Annotated in this window: 13 protein-coding genes; 8 read left to right on the top strand and 5 right to left on the bottom strand. The window is 67.4% G+C overall.

The window, feature by feature from the left end:
* Window positions 1-8 precede the first annotated feature (8 nt).
* Window positions 9-671 carry a DUF4136 domain-containing protein gene (locus L8F97_RS13230; RefSeq protein ID WP_242150774.1) on the top strand — a complete coding sequence of 221 codons (663 nt, stop codon included), beginning with the start codon at window positions 9-11 and terminating at the stop codon, window positions 669-671.
* A 178-nt stretch (window positions 672-849) separates the two neighbouring features.
* Here L8F97_RS13230 and L8F97_RS13225 read toward each other — a convergent pair whose 3' ends face one another.
* The gene (locus tag L8F97_RS13225) at window positions 850-1,167 is read right to left on the bottom strand and encodes a 2Fe-2S iron-sulfur cluster-binding protein (RefSeq protein WP_242150771.1); all 318 of its coding nucleotides are present in this window, start codon (window positions 1,165-1,167) and stop codon (window positions 850-852) included.
* Between the two features lie 67 nt (window positions 1,168-1,234).
* On the opposite strand from L8F97_RS13225, the gene L8F97_RS13220 reads away from it, so the two are divergent.
* The 6 genes from L8F97_RS13220 to L8F97_RS13195 all read left to right on the top strand — a co-directional run bounded on the left by L8F97_RS13220 (window position 1,235) and on the right by L8F97_RS13195 (window position 6,537).
* Window positions 1,235-1,858: a DNA-3-methyladenine glycosylase family protein gene (locus tag L8F97_RS13220; protein ID WP_242150769.1), complete on the top strand. Its 624-nt coding sequence runs from the start codon at window positions 1,235-1,237 to the stop codon at window positions 1,856-1,858.
* Window positions 1,859-2,057: 199 nt separating this feature from the next.
* Complete coding sequence (locus L8F97_RS13215) at window positions 2,058-2,927, top strand: S-methyl-5'-thioadenosine phosphorylase (RefSeq protein WP_242150766.1); 870 nt, start codon at window positions 2,058-2,060, stop codon at window positions 2,925-2,927.
* A gap of 21 nt (window positions 2,928-2,948) precedes the next feature.
* On the top strand, window positions 2,949-4,133 hold the full coding sequence (locus tag L8F97_RS13210; protein WP_242150763.1) for an acyl-CoA dehydrogenase: 1,185 nt from the start codon (window positions 2,949-2,951) through the stop codon (window positions 4,131-4,133).
* A 27-nt stretch (window positions 4,134-4,160) separates the two neighbouring features.
* Window positions 4,161-4,703, top strand: coding sequence for a (2Fe-2S)-binding protein (locus tag L8F97_RS13205; protein ID WP_242150761.1), 543 nt, complete (start codon window positions 4,161-4,163; stop codon window positions 4,701-4,703).
* Between the two features lie 106 nt (window positions 4,704-4,809).
* Window positions 4,810-5,787 carry an RcnB family protein gene (locus tag L8F97_RS13200; protein WP_242150758.1) on the top strand — a complete coding sequence of 326 codons (978 nt, stop codon included), beginning with the start codon at window positions 4,810-4,812 and terminating at the stop codon, window positions 5,785-5,787.
* Window positions 5,788-5,862: 75 nt separating this feature from the next.
* A complete protein-coding gene (locus L8F97_RS13195; RefSeq protein ID WP_242150755.1) occupies window positions 5,863-6,537 on the top strand; it encodes a prolyl hydroxylase family protein in 675 nt (224 codons plus the stop codon).
* 33 nt (window positions 6,538-6,570) lie between these two features.
* On the opposite strand, the gene L8F97_RS13190 is transcribed toward L8F97_RS13195, so the two are convergent.
* From L8F97_RS13190 to L8F97_RS13175, 4 genes are all read right to left on the bottom strand, one after another.
* A complete protein-coding gene (locus tag L8F97_RS13190) occupies window positions 6,571-7,314 on the bottom strand; it encodes an SDR family NAD(P)-dependent oxidoreductase (protein ID WP_242150753.1) in 744 nt (247 codons plus the stop codon).
* A 100-nt stretch (window positions 7,315-7,414) separates the two neighbouring features.
* Window positions 7,415-10,225 (bottom strand): TonB-dependent receptor, encoded by a 2,811-nt coding sequence (locus L8F97_RS13185; RefSeq protein ID WP_242150750.1) that lies wholly within the window; start codon window positions 10,223-10,225, stop codon window positions 7,415-7,417.
* A 76-nt stretch (window positions 10,226-10,301) separates the two neighbouring features.
* Window positions 10,302-10,787 carry a nuclear transport factor 2 family protein gene (locus tag L8F97_RS13180; protein ID WP_242150747.1) on the bottom strand — a complete coding sequence of 162 codons (486 nt, stop codon included), beginning with the start codon at window positions 10,785-10,787 and terminating at the stop codon, window positions 10,302-10,304.
* 13 nt (window positions 10,788-10,800) lie between these two features.
* On the bottom strand, window positions 10,801-12,042 hold the full coding sequence (locus L8F97_RS13175; protein WP_409929046.1) for an NAD(P)/FAD-dependent oxidoreductase: 1,242 nt from the start codon (window positions 12,040-12,042) through the stop codon (window positions 10,801-10,803).
* Window positions 12,043-12,120: 78 nt separating this feature from the next.
* Between L8F97_RS13175 and L8F97_RS13170 the strand changes: the two genes are divergently transcribed.
* Complete coding sequence (locus L8F97_RS13170; RefSeq protein WP_069207285.1) at window positions 12,121-12,303, top strand: hypothetical protein; 183 nt, start codon at window positions 12,121-12,123, stop codon at window positions 12,301-12,303.
* Window positions 12,304-12,328 lie beyond the last annotated feature (25 nt).

Here is a 12,328-nt window from a genome sequence, read left to right as displayed (position 1 = left end):
GTGAAATCATGAAGATGTTTTCTCTCGCTGCCGTCGCGCTTCTGGCGCTCGGCGGCTGTGCGCAGCCGTTCGCGGCGAAGGTTTCCCGTTTCCAACAACTTGCGCCGGCGTCCGGCCAGACCTTCGTGGTGCAGGCGGTCGATCCGAACCTGCGCGGCGGGCTCGAGTTTACCGAATACGCCAACATGGTCGCCGGCAAGCTTCAGCAGCAGGGGTATCGCCCCGCGCAGGGCGGCCCGGCCGATCTGATCGTCAAGGTCGCATACGGTGTCGATCATGGCCGTGAGCGTACGGTGACGACCCCCGGCGTCGGCGGCTTTGGCGGATACGGTGGGTATGGCGGCTTTGGTGGATTCGGCGGTTGGGGCGGCCCGCGCTGGGGCTATTACGGCCGCAGCCGCTTCGCCTATGGCTTCAACGATCCATTCCTGTTCGGCGGCGGCTTCGGCCCCGACGTGTCGAGCTACACCGTCTACACCAGCGAGCTGATGGTAACGATGGAACGGGCCGACACCGGCGCGCATGTGTTCGAGGGTACCGCCAAGGCGCAGTCGCGCACCGACGACCTTCCCTATCTGGTGCCGCGTCTGGTCGAGGCGATGTTCACCGGCTTCCCGGGGAACAGCGGCGAAACGGTGAAGATCACGATCGCGCCCGAGAAAAAGGGCTGATCTCACGTCCAGGGGGAGCGGGTTTCGGCCTGCTCCCCCTGGTTGCTGCCGCGTGTTTGGTGCAGCAGCGGCGACGGCAAAGCCGCCGCCGTCGGTCGGGTTCGCTGGCGCGACCCGCCGGCCGTGCCGGGTAGTGCGGCCTTGCCGCACCGGCCAGCAGCGTGCTGGCCTCTACCCGTCAGTCCTCCGCGGCGATCGTCACCTTCAGGCAGTCCAGCGCGTCGCTGAACGGAAGCTGGCACGACAGACGCGAGGTGGCGTTGCGGTCGCTGGTGGAATCGAGCAGATCGTCCTCGTCCGGGCTCATCGCCGGCAGTTTGGCCGCAAAATCCGGGTCGACATGGACGTGGCATGTGGCGCACGAACAGCAGCCGCCGCACAGCGCGAGCAGTTCGTCGATGCCGGCGTCGCGGATGATCTCCATCACGCTGTGGCCGGTCTGACCGTCCAGTGCGCGTTCTTCCCCTTCGCGGGTCACGACGATAAGCTTGGGCATTGAAACGTCTCCGGGTGCTTTCGCGCCCGCCATGCCGCGCACGCCGGGCCAAATCAAGGATGCTTCCATGGGCCTGACTGCCGAACAACTGCGCAGCGAACTGGATTCGCTGGCCCGGGTCGAACCGGCGTTCGCCGCCGCGATCCTGCGCGCAGGGTATCCGGCGCCGCGCATCAACCCGCGCGGCCATGCCACCTTGCTGCGCACCATCATCGGCCAACAGGTCAGCACGCTGTCGGCGGACAGCACCTATCGCAAGCTGGAGGGGCTGGTCGGATCGCTCGACGACCCCGACAACATCGCCCGCGCCAGCGACGAGACGCTACGCGCCGCCGGCCTCTCGCGCCAGAAGGCAAGCTACGCGCGCAGCCTTGCCGATGAGGTCACGAGCGGCCGGCTCGACTTCGACGCGCTGCCGGCGGACGACGAGGAAGCGATCGCCGCACTGGTGCGGATCAAGGGCATCGGCCGCTGGTCGGCGGAAATCTACCTGCTGTTCGCGGAAGGGCGGCTGGATATCTGGCCGGCGGGTGATCTGGCCGTTCAGATCGAGATCGGACGCCTGCTGGGGCATGAGGTCCGGCCGAGCGAAAAGCGGGTGCGCGAACTGGCGGAGGCGTGGCGCCCGCACCGCGGCGCACTCGCGATCTTCACGTGGCACCATTACAACAGCGAGATGCAGGTGATTTGACGGGCGCAGGCGCGTCACGGGCCGATGCGGCAAGGCCGCAGCGCCCGGCACGGCCGGCGGGTCGGCGCCAACGCCGAACCCGGCCGACGGCTTCGCCGGCGGCGGCACCCGCCCCCATCACACCATCAACAGCCTTGCGCGCGGGGGACGCTTCGGCTCAAGACCGCTGCCAAAGCGCAGCAATTCAGGAACCTCTTCAATGAGCAAATGGACGATCGGCATCATCGGCGGCTCCGGTCTGTACGCGATCGAGGGGTTGCAGAACGCGCAGTGGCGTCGCGTCGAGACGCCGTGGGGCGAACCGTCTGACGAACTGCTGTTCGGCTCGATCGGCGACGTCGATCTGGTGTTCCTGCCGCGTCACGGTCGCGGCCACCGGATCAGCCCGTCCGAGCTCAACTTCCGCGCCAATATCGATGCGTTGAAGCGCAGCGGCGTGACCGACATCCTCGCCATCTCCTCGATCGGCAGCCTTCAGGAACAGTATGAGCCGGGCAAGTTCGTGATCGTCGATCAGTTCATCGACCGCACTGTCGCGCGTGCGTCGAGCTTCTTCGGCACCGGCATGGTCGCCCATGTGTCGATGGCTGAACCGGTTTGCCCGCGCCTGTCGGGCTTCGCGGCGGAGGCCGTGGCGGCGGCGGGTGGCAAGGTCGCCAAGGGGTGCACCTATGTGGCGATGGAGGGGCCGCAATTCTCGAGCCGGGCGGAGAGCCTGCTTTACCGGCAATGGGGCGCGGACGTGATCGGCATGACGGCGATGCCGGAAGCGAAGCTCGCGCGCGAGGCCGAGATCCCCTATGCCTTGATCGGCATGGTGACGGATTACGATTGCTGGCGGACCAGCGAAGCGCATGTCGAGGTAAGCGAGGTCATCAAGCAGATGCAGGCGAACGGCGATACTGCGCGCAAGACGGTAGCGGCGTTCGTGGCGGCGCTGCCGGAGCGCCGCGAGGCGTCGCCGCTCGACACCGTGCTCGACCATGCGCTCATCACCGCGCCCGAAGCGCGTGATCCGGCGTTGTTGGCGAAACTGGACAAGATCATGGCGCGCGTGCTCGGGCGCTGACAAACATTCGGAGAGACTGACATGGCCGGCATGAGCGCGTTCGACTGGGCTGACCCCTTCTTCCTCGACGATCAGTTGGAGGAAGACGAGCGGATGATCCGTGACACCGCGCGCGCCTATGCCGACGACAAGCTCGCCCCCCGCATCGTCGCCGCCTTCCGCGACGAGGAGACCGATCCGGAAATCTTCCGCGAGATGGGCGCGCTCGGCCTACTCGGCGCGACGGTGCCGGAGGAATATGGCGGCGTCGGCGCCTCCTACGTCGCCTATGGCCTCGTCGCGCGTGAGGTGGAGCGGGTCGACTCCGGCTACCGTTCGATGATGTCGGTGCAGTCGAGCCTCGTCATGTACCCGATCCTCGCGTTCGGATCGGAAGCGCAGAAGACGAAATACCTGCCGCGTCTGGCCACCGGCGAATGGATCGGCGCGTTCGGACTGACCGAGCCGGATGCCGGCTCCGACCCTGCCGGCATGACCACGCGCGCGGTGAAGACGGCGGACGGCTACCGCTTGTCTGGCGCGAAGACGTGGATCACCAACGCGCCGATCGCCGACGTGTTCGTGGTGTGGGCGAAATCCGACGCACATGGCGGCGCGATCCGGGGCTTCGTGCTGGAACGTGGGCTAGCCGGGCTGTCGACGCCCAAGATCGATAACAAGCTGTCGCTGCGTGCCTCCGTCACCGGCATGATTGTCATGGAGGACGTCGAGGTTGGCGAGGGCGCGCTGTTCCCCGAGGTTTCCGGGTTGAAGGGGCCGTTCTCCTGCCTCAACCGTGCGCGCTACGGAATCAGTTGGGGTGCGCTCGGCGCGGCGGAGTTCTGTTTCCATGCCGCAAGGGCTTATGGCCTCGATCGCAAGCAGTTTGGCCGGCCGCTGGCGGGTACGCAGTTGTTCCAGAAGAAGCTCGCCGACATGCAGACCGAGATCGCACTGGGGCTACAGGCAAGCCTGCGGGTCGGGCGATTGATGGATGCGGGCCGCTTCGCGCCGGAAATGGTGTCGATGGTCAAGCGCAACAACGTCGGCAAGGCGCTCGATATCGCACGGGTGGCGCGCGACATGCACGGCGGCAACGGCATTTCGGGCGAATATCAGGTGATGCGTCACCTGATGAACCTGGAGACGGTCAACACCTACGAAGGCGCGCACGACGTCCACGCGCTGATCCTCGGGCGCGGTATCACAGGGATTTCGGCGTTCTAGGCTGCCGGTCGGAACAGGAGTAGGACCATGACCCGCTTCACCGTCAACAATCAGCCGGTCCAGTACCGGCTCGACCCGAAGACGCCGCTGCTGTGGGCGCTGCGCGATGCGTCCAATCTGACCGGCGCGAAATATGGCTGCGGCACGGGGGATTGCGGCGCGTGCACCGTCGATGTCGATGGCGAAGCGGTGAAATCCTGCCAGACCATGATCGGCGCGATCGAGGGCAGTTTCGTCACGACGATCGAAGGCTTGTCGCGCGACCGCTCACATCCGGTGCAGCTCGCGTGGCTGGCCAAGAACGTCACGCAGTGCGGATTCTGCGTTCCCGGCATGGTGATGGCGGCGGCGGTGTTCCTCAAGAAGAACCGCAACCCCAGCGAAGACGAGATCCGCGCCGGCATCACCAATCTGTGTCGGTGCGGGGTATATCCGCGTGTGGTCGATGCCGTTTTACGGGCGGCGCGCGTGGCGCGTGGTGACGAGAACATCGAAGCGGGCGCATCGCCCGGCACCTCCCCCGATGAAGCGGCGAAGCGCGTGCCTGCATTGACGCCAACACCGCAATGAATCCTTTCTGGATGCTGTCACGATAGTTCAGACAAGGATCAGCGGTCGGACTGCATACCGCATCATCGGCCACGAATCATTCGCTGGCCCGGAGGAGGATTTCCCGATGCGTAAGTATCTGCTTGCGGCGATCATGGCCGCATCGGCGCTGGTGCCTGCGGCGGCATTCGCGCAGGACCATCGCGAATGGCATGGCGGCGGCCAGCGTGGCGACGGCGGGCAGCGCGCGCAGGGCCAGCCCCGGCCGCAGGCACAGCCGCCTGTGCAGGCTCAGCAACCCGCCCAGGCGCAGCAAGGTCAGGGGCGCTGGCAGGCGCGTGGTACCGATGGCAACACTCGGCCGCAGTATCAGGGTGATCGCGGCTGGCAGGGCGGCGGCAACGCCAGCGGGATCGGGCAGCAGCCACGCCCGCAGGGTTTTGGCGCTGGTCGTGAGGGCTTCCAGGGCCGCGACGGCGACGGCCGCAATCGGCAGGGCCGGGATCAGATGCGCACAGTCGGCCAGGGCGGCGATCAACCCCGCGCCGGCTGGCAGGGCGGCGACCGTGGCGATCAGGGCCGACCGGGCAATCCCGGCTGGCAGGGCAATCGCGATCGTCCCGGTGGCCCCGGTTGGCAGGGCAACGAACCGCGCCGTGATGATCGCGCGGATGGGCGCGGCGGCAACTGGCAGGGGCGGCGCGACGATCGCGGCGGTGCGTTCGGCGACAATCGCAGCCGCGCCGACTGGAACCGTGGCTCCGGCTGGAACGGCCGTGACAATGGCGGGCGCGACTGGAACCGTGGCTGGCGGCAGGACAACCGCTACAACTACAACGCCTACCGCAGCAGCAACCGGGGCGCCTACCACCTGCCGCGTTACTATGCGCCGTCGGGCTGGGGCTATGGCTACCGCAGGTTCGGCGTCGGCCTGACGCTCGACTCGATCCTGTACAACCAGAGCTACTGGATCGACGATGCGGCGGATTATCGGCTGCCGCCCGCATACGGCCCGTATCGCTGGGTGCGCTATTACAACGACGCGCTGCTCGTCGACATCTACACCGGCCGGGTCGTCGACACGGTGTACGACATCTTCTGGTAAAGCGAGCGGGGAGGCCGGACGAAGCATCGTCCGGCCTCTTGTTTTCCGCGTCACTTCCGGGTGAAAAGCACGCCCATGTTTTTCAAGAAGAAATCGACCAAGGCTTCGCCGGTGCGCGCCTTCTATGGCGAGTCGGTGGGTACCCGGCTCGAAGCCAATCCCGCCACCACGCGGGGCAAGAGCGACGCGGTGCAGTTGTTCTACCATCCCGACTTCCTGAGCGCGGAGCAATGCCGACGGCTGCGCGCGATGATCGACGCGAACCGCCGCCCCTCCACCGTGCTGAGCACCGCCGAACCCGATTACCGCACCAGCGACAGTTGCGACATGGATCGCTGGTCGCCCGACGTGCGCCCGACCGACGAAGCAATCGCCGGGCTGCTCGGGCTCGATCCGGTGCATGGCGAGACGATGCAGGGCCAGCGTTATGCCCCCGGCCAGCAGTTCCGCGCGCATTGCGACTGGTTCAGCGAGGATCAGCCCTATTGGCCGGCGATGCAGCAATGCGGCGGACAGCGCACGTGGACGGCGATGATCTACCTCAACGATGTCGAGGAAGGCGGCGCGACGTGGTTTCCGCTGGCGGGGCTACGCGTCAACCCGAAGCGCGGGCTGCTGATCGCCTGGAACAACATGAACGCGGACGGCAGCCCCAACGACAATACGCTGCACGAAGGCGTCGCGGTGATGAAGGGCACGAAGTACATCGTCACCAAGTGGTTCCGCGAGGGCAACTGGATACAGGAGTAGGGCTCCCCCTCCCCTCGCGGCCTGCCCTCGCGCTTACGCCCGCGTCACCTGAAAGCCGGCGAAGCTCTGCCGTACCGGCATCAGTTCCAGCGTGTTGATGTTGAGGTGCGGTGGCAGCGTCGCCACCCAAGCGATGGTCGCGGCGATATCCTCTGCCGTCATCGGTTCGGCACCGCCGTAGAGCGTGTCGGACGCCTGTTGATTGCCGCCGGTGCGCACCAGGGTGAACTCGGTTTCGACCATGCCGGGTTCGATCGAGGTCACCCGCACGCCGGTGCCGGCGAGATCGGACCGCAGGCCGAGGCTGAACTGGTGAACGAACGCCTTGGTGCCGCCGTACACGTTGCCGCCGGTGTACGGATAGGTCGCCGCCACCGACGACAGGTTGATGATCGCGCCCTTGCGCGCGACCAGCCCCGGCAGCAGGCGGTGCGTGACGGTGGTGAGCGCGGTCACGTTGGTGTCGATCATCGTGCGCCAGTCGTCGAGCTTCGCCTCGTGCGCGGGCGCGGTGCCGAGCGCGAGGCCGGCGTTGTTGACGAGCAGGTCGATGTCACTGAACGGCGCCGGCAGTGCGGCGAGCGCCGCCTCGAACGCCGCCTCGTCACGCACGTCGAACGCGGCGACGTGGACGAGCTCGCCCACTTCGGCGGCAAGCGCCTCGAGCCGGTCGGCGCGCCGGCCGGTCGCGACGACGTGCCAGCCCGCGCTCGCCAGTTCGCGCACGGTGGCGGCGCCGATGCCGGAGGTGGCGCCGGTGATTAAGGCGGTTGGCATCGGCAGGACTCCTTGGGGTTTACGCCGCGGTCATGTCGCGGACGCTGTCACGAATGCAAGCCCGACGCGCGGGGTCGCAATTGGTTCACAACCGATGCCCTCAAAACAACAGTTTGCGGACCGAAAAGCGGATCGTCCGGCCAAGCGGGTTGAGGTAGCCCGGCTGGTAGCTGATCGGCGTCACGCCTTGCGCGTCCGTCACGGTCTGGCGCGTGTCGAACAGGTTGGTGATGCCGAGCGCCACACGCATGCCGCGCACCCACGGATGCGCCCGCACCAGTGGCAATTGCTGGCCGAGATCGGCGAACAGCCGCAGGTTGATGGTGCCGAGCGCGGAGAAGCGCAGCGGGTTGGGGTTGCCGATCGTGCCGCCGGTCACATCCGTCGCGCTCTGCCAATCGGCGGAGAGACGCGCGCCGAAGCCGTTGTTGCTGTAACCCGCCTGCCCCTCGATCTCGTGACGCGACTGCCCGCCGCCCGAGCCGACCGTGTCGCCGCCCAGCAGATCGAGCGACGGACCGCCCGGCGCGACCAGCACGCGATCGGTGAAGTGCCAGGTATGATAGACCGCGAACTGGAGCCGACCGCCCGCCTGCCCGCCGCGTCCACCACCACCGAAGCCGCGACCGCCACGACCGCCGCCGAAGCCGCCACCGCCGCCCGGTCCGCCGCCACCGCCCGGTCCGCCGCCGCCATAGCCGCCCGCGCGCGGGCCATCGCCGCCGGGGGGCGGAGGACCGCCGTCGGGGCCGCCGCGCGGGCCACCATCCGGTCCGCCCGGCCGCCGGCCGCCCGGCGGGAACAGCCCTGCCAGCGGGTTCGGCCCCTTGCCGGCGCGAAACGCCTCGAACGCCTTCTGGATGTGCGACTTCAGCCTGATCGAGAAGTTCACGCCGTACCGCAGTTCGGAGCGGCTCGATTCCGCGAAATTGATCGGCCGCGAATCGACCTGCAGAAGATCGCCATCGGCATCGCGCATGAAACGCTGCGGGAAGACGCTCTCGATCGCCGCCGTCGCACCGGGGAAGGCGGCGACCGGGTTTTCGGTGCGAACGTCGATATAGTTGGCGATGAAGCTGATGTCCTTCGCCGCCCAGGGCTTCAGCGTTCCCTCCAGCTTCTTGGTATGGCTGGTGCTGCTGATAAGCGCACGGTTGCCGCCGCTGATCGAGGTGACGATCGCGTTGGTGCCGGTGACGTAATCGAACACCCGCACGTTGGGCGTCACGATGGTCGGGTTGCCGAGCTGCTGCGCGCTCGGCGCGTCGTCGCGGTCGGTGGCGGAGGCGAGGATGCGCAAGGCGGGGATCGGCGCCCAGTTCACGCCGTAGCCGATCGTCGTCAGCGTGCCGAAGTCCGACAGGTGATCGACCGCGATGTTGACGTTGGCCGACAAGGTGCCGATCGCGCCGAGCACATGCCGGGCGCGACTGGTGAGCGGCAGATCGAGGTTGATCTGGCCGTTGACGATATCGCGCTGGACGTTGCCGACCTGCTCGATATTCGCGCGGTACGATCGGCTGTCGAAACTGTTGGTTTGCGCACCGACGCGGATCGCGGTGGAGATCGCCCCCGCCGGCAGCTTGAACAACTGCCCGCTGAACAACGCGTCCGCGCCGCCGGTCTGCGATGTCGAATAGCCGCGGTTGACCGGCAGCCCGGTGAACTGCCCGGCGAGCGGCCCGTACGGGTTGGCGGTCCGGTCGCCCGCATTGAGCCGCGTCTGGAACGCCGAGGTATCGACACCGAGGTCGGTAAACGTCTCGCTGTCGGTCCGGTCGTAATTGCCGGTGACCGACCATTGCCATTTGGCGAGCGTACCGTTCAGCGTGGTGCCGAAATGGGTGACGACGCTCGAATTCTGCTGGCGGAGCGGGATGTAGCCGTCGCCGAGCGCGCGGTTCACCACCACGGCTTGCGAAAACGGCGAGAAGGGATTGCCGGCTGGCAGCGTCAACTGCGCGGTCGGCAGGCCGACCAGGCCTTGACTGTCGGTCACCTCTAGGCGGCCGTTCACGGTGGCGCTGACATTGTTGAAGATCGATGTCGCGTAGACCGTGTTGGCGGAGAAATCGCGGCTCGACGGCACGAGTGTGCGGTACTGGCCCTGATTGGTGACATTCGCGGCGGTCGCGGCGAAATCGCCGATCGTCGGGTTGGTGGTCGCCGCGCTGCCGGGCACGCCGACGATCGTGGCGGTGCCGAGCGCGGGGTCGATCGCGCCGCCGCCGACGCCGGTGATGTTACCGCCGGTCGCGAAATTGCTGGGCGCGGCGGTGATGTCGCGCTCCGCCTCGGTCAGCGCGGAACTGGCCTTGTACGACAGATGGAGGTTGGCGCGCTTGCCGGCCTGGATCTTGAGCAGGTCCGCCTCTACCCCGGGCGTGTTGCTGCCGCCCTCGGTCGGTTGCGTATCGGCGAGTTCGGTGGTGAGCGCGCGGAAGCGGCGGCGCAGCACGATGTTCACCACGCGCTGATCGGCGCGGTAGCCGTATTTCAGCGCGACCTCTTCGGGCAGGATTTCCGCACGCAGGATCGCCTCGGTCGGGATGTCGCGAATTTCGGCGAAGCTGGAGATGCGCTTGCCGTCGACCAGCACCACCGGCGCGCCGCCGCTGCCGCGATCGCTGCGCGTCTGCGGCGACAGTTCGTTGAGCAGATCGGAGATCGAGTTGACGCCGTAAGAGCGGATGTCCGCCGGCCCAAGCGTCTGCTCGGGCGGGATGTCCCCGACCACCGAGCCGGGCGGCTTCTGTCCCTGCACGACGATGTCAGCGGGATCCTCGGCCTCATCGCTCGGCGCGGTCTGCTGCGGACGCTGCGGTGCCGCCGGCGGCGCGGCTGACTGCGCGAGGGCAGCGGTCGCGGTGCCGGCAAGCGCGACGGACAGGACGATGGACGTGCGACGCATGAGGGCCCCTTAAGATGATGAGGCTCAAATGCCCGCAGTTTGTCGCAAGATTATGCCGGTTCGGCCACGACGCGCTTTATTGCGCGTCGCAGCCCGTGGTGCGCGAGGACCAGCTCGCATTGGCGATCTTCCACGTGCCGCCTTCGCGGATCAGGTCGAAATGGTCGACCCCGCAATGCTGCACCTTGCCGTTCACGCGGAACACATAGGGCGCCCACACCATCGCGACGTCGCCGTCGCTTTCGATCGCGGGATCGCTGATGCGTTCCTCGAAGCGATCGCCGCCGGGGGCGAAGCGCGCCGCCACCTCCGCCCAGCTCCGCCGCGTGATGCTGCGCGTGCCGTCCGGATTTTCCACCGCATAGATCGCGCCGCCATCGGGCCGCACCACCGCCGCAATCGCCTTCGGGTCGCTCGCCGCGATGGCGGCGAGAAACGCGTTGACCGGCGCGATCACGTCGCGCGTGTCGGCGTCCGCCAGCGGGATCGGGTTGGCGGGCGGCAGTTTGTCGGACGCGCTCGCCTGGGGGGCGAGCAACAGGGCGGCGAGGATCAGGCTCATAACGGTCTCCGGTTCATACGGGCAGCAGCGCCTTCAACGGCACGCTGGTGTCGGCGAGCGCCACAGGGTCGATCTCCGCGCCCGCCAGCACCAGCGCGCGGCCCTGCACATAGTCTTTGACCGCGTTGACGCAATCGAGCGCGATCACCCGGCCCGCCTTCAGGTAGATCACCGAAAAGCTGCGCGTCTCCGTCACGCCGCGCAGCACCATCGCATCGTAGCCGATCGACAGGCCGACGGTTTGCAGTCGCAGGTCATATTGGTTGGACCAGAACCACGGCACCGCATCATAAGCGACGCTCTCACCGACGATGGTCTTGGCGGCGACCGTCGCCTGATCGTTGGCATTCTGCACCGATTCGAGCCGGATCGTCGCGCCGCCTGCAAAGCGGTTGGCGTGCGCCGCGCAGTCCCCGATCGCGAACACGTCGGCGAGACTGGTACGGCATTGCGCATCGACGGTAACGCCGTTGTGCCCCTCCGCGCCGGCCGCGAGGAGCGGCGCGACCGCAGTAATGATGCCGATGCCGACGATCACCATCTCGCACGCCAGCACGCTATCGTCCGCCAGCCGCACGCCGCACGCCGCGCCATCCCGTTCCTCGATGCACACCACGCTCGCGCCGAGGTGCAGGTCGACGCCGTGAGCGCGGTGTTCCGCCTCGTAGAAGCGCGACAGCGGTTCGCCGGCGACCCGCGCCAGCACCCGGTCCTGCGCCTCCAGCACAGTCACGTGCTTGCCGAACTTCGCCAGCACCGCCGCCGCCTCCAGGCCGATATAGCCGCCACCGACCACGACGACGCGCGTCACCTGCGGCAGTTCGCGCATCAATTGGTCGACATCCGCGCGGGTGCGGACGCCGTGGACGCCGCGCAGATCGTGTCCGGCGCAGCTCAACCGACGCGGGCTGCCGCCAGTCGCCCAGATCAGCTTGCCATAACCGATCACCGCGCCCGCCGCCGTGTCCAGCGTACGCGCCTCTGGATCGACGCGAACGACGGCGGAACCGAGCAGCATCGTAACCGCCCGCTCCGCCCAAAAAGCGGGCTGGCGGATCAGGATACGCTCGAAACTCTTGTCGCCGGCGAGATAGTCCTTGGACAGTGGCGGGCGCTCGTAGGGGATCTCCGGCTCGTCGCCGATCATCGCGATCGTGCCCGCGAAACCGTTCTGGCGCAGCGCGATCGCCGCCTGCGCGCCGCCATGCCCGGCGCCGACGATCACGACATCATAATTGTCCAAGCCACCCTCCATCTTATCGACCACGCTCTGCCCGCCCGCCCCCGCGATGTCGAGATGGCGCACAGTGTCCGTTTGGCGTAGTCCACACCGATGAGCGAAGATCGATTCGAACGCCACCGCCAGCCCTGGACCACCGACGAAATCCAGAAGCTGCACACGCTGGCGAAAAAGGGCATGGCGCTGAAGGCGATCGCCAAGGCGTTGAAGCGTAGCGAGGAATCGACCAAGGATCGTGCCAAGGCGGACGGGCTGAGCATCGCCAAATTGCGGTAAGCCCGAATCGGGCGTGTTGCGCCGC

The organism is Sphingomonas sp. BAUL-RG-20F-R05-02, assembly GCF_022662305.1.
GTDB lineage: Bacteria > Pseudomonadota > Alphaproteobacteria > Sphingomonadales > Sphingomonadaceae > Sphingomonas.
The sequence above is the reverse complement of the archived record's forward strand: the minus strand, read 5'-3'. Positions and strand labels throughout refer to the sequence as shown.

What these genes read in the sequence shown, in the direction of transcription:
- L8F97_RS13175 (WP_409929046.1), bottom strand. Translation starts at nt 12,042, where the DNA reads ATGGAGGGTGGCTTGGACAATTATGATGTCGTGATCGTCGGCGCCGGG.
- L8F97_RS13180 (WP_242150747.1), bottom strand. Translation starts at nt 10,787, where the DNA reads ATGAGCCTGATCCTCGCCGCCCTGTTGCTCGCCCCCCAGGCGAGCGCG.
- L8F97_RS13195 (WP_242150755.1), top strand. Translation starts at nt 5,863, where the DNA reads ATGTTTTTCAAGAAGAAATCGACCAAGGCTTCGCCGGTGCGCGCCTTC.
- L8F97_RS13205 (WP_242150761.1), top strand. Translation starts at nt 4,161, where the DNA reads ATGACCCGCTTCACCGTCAACAATCAGCCGGTCCAGTACCGGCTCGAC.
- L8F97_RS13170 (WP_069207285.1), top strand. Translation starts at nt 12,121, where the DNA reads ATGAGCGAAGATCGATTCGAACGCCACCGCCAGCCCTGGACCACCGAC.
- L8F97_RS13185 (WP_242150750.1), bottom strand. Translation starts at nt 10,225, where the DNA reads ATGCGTCGCACGTCCATCGTCCTGTCCGTCGCGCTTGCCGGCACCGCG.
- L8F97_RS13215 (WP_242150766.1), top strand. Translation starts at nt 2,058, where the DNA reads ATGAGCAAATGGACGATCGGCATCATCGGCGGCTCCGGTCTGTACGCG.
- L8F97_RS13220 (WP_242150769.1), top strand. Translation starts at nt 1,235, where the DNA reads ATGGGCCTGACTGCCGAACAACTGCGCAGCGAACTGGATTCGCTGGCC.
- L8F97_RS13190 (WP_242150753.1), bottom strand. Translation starts at nt 7,314, where the DNA reads ATGCCAACCGCCTTAATCACCGGCGCCACCTCCGGCATCGGCGCCGCC.
- L8F97_RS13230 (WP_242150774.1), top strand. Translation starts at nt 9, where the DNA reads ATGAAGATGTTTTCTCTCGCTGCCGTCGCGCTTCTGGCGCTCGGCGGC.
- L8F97_RS13200 (WP_242150758.1), top strand. Translation starts at nt 4,810, where the DNA reads ATGCGTAAGTATCTGCTTGCGGCGATCATGGCCGCATCGGCGCTGGTG.
- L8F97_RS13210 (WP_242150763.1), top strand. Translation starts at nt 2,949, where the DNA reads ATGGCCGGCATGAGCGCGTTCGACTGGGCTGACCCCTTCTTCCTCGAC.
- L8F97_RS13225 (WP_242150771.1), bottom strand. Translation starts at nt 1,167, where the DNA reads ATGCCCAAGCTTATCGTCGTGACCCGCGAAGGGGAAGAACGCGCACTG.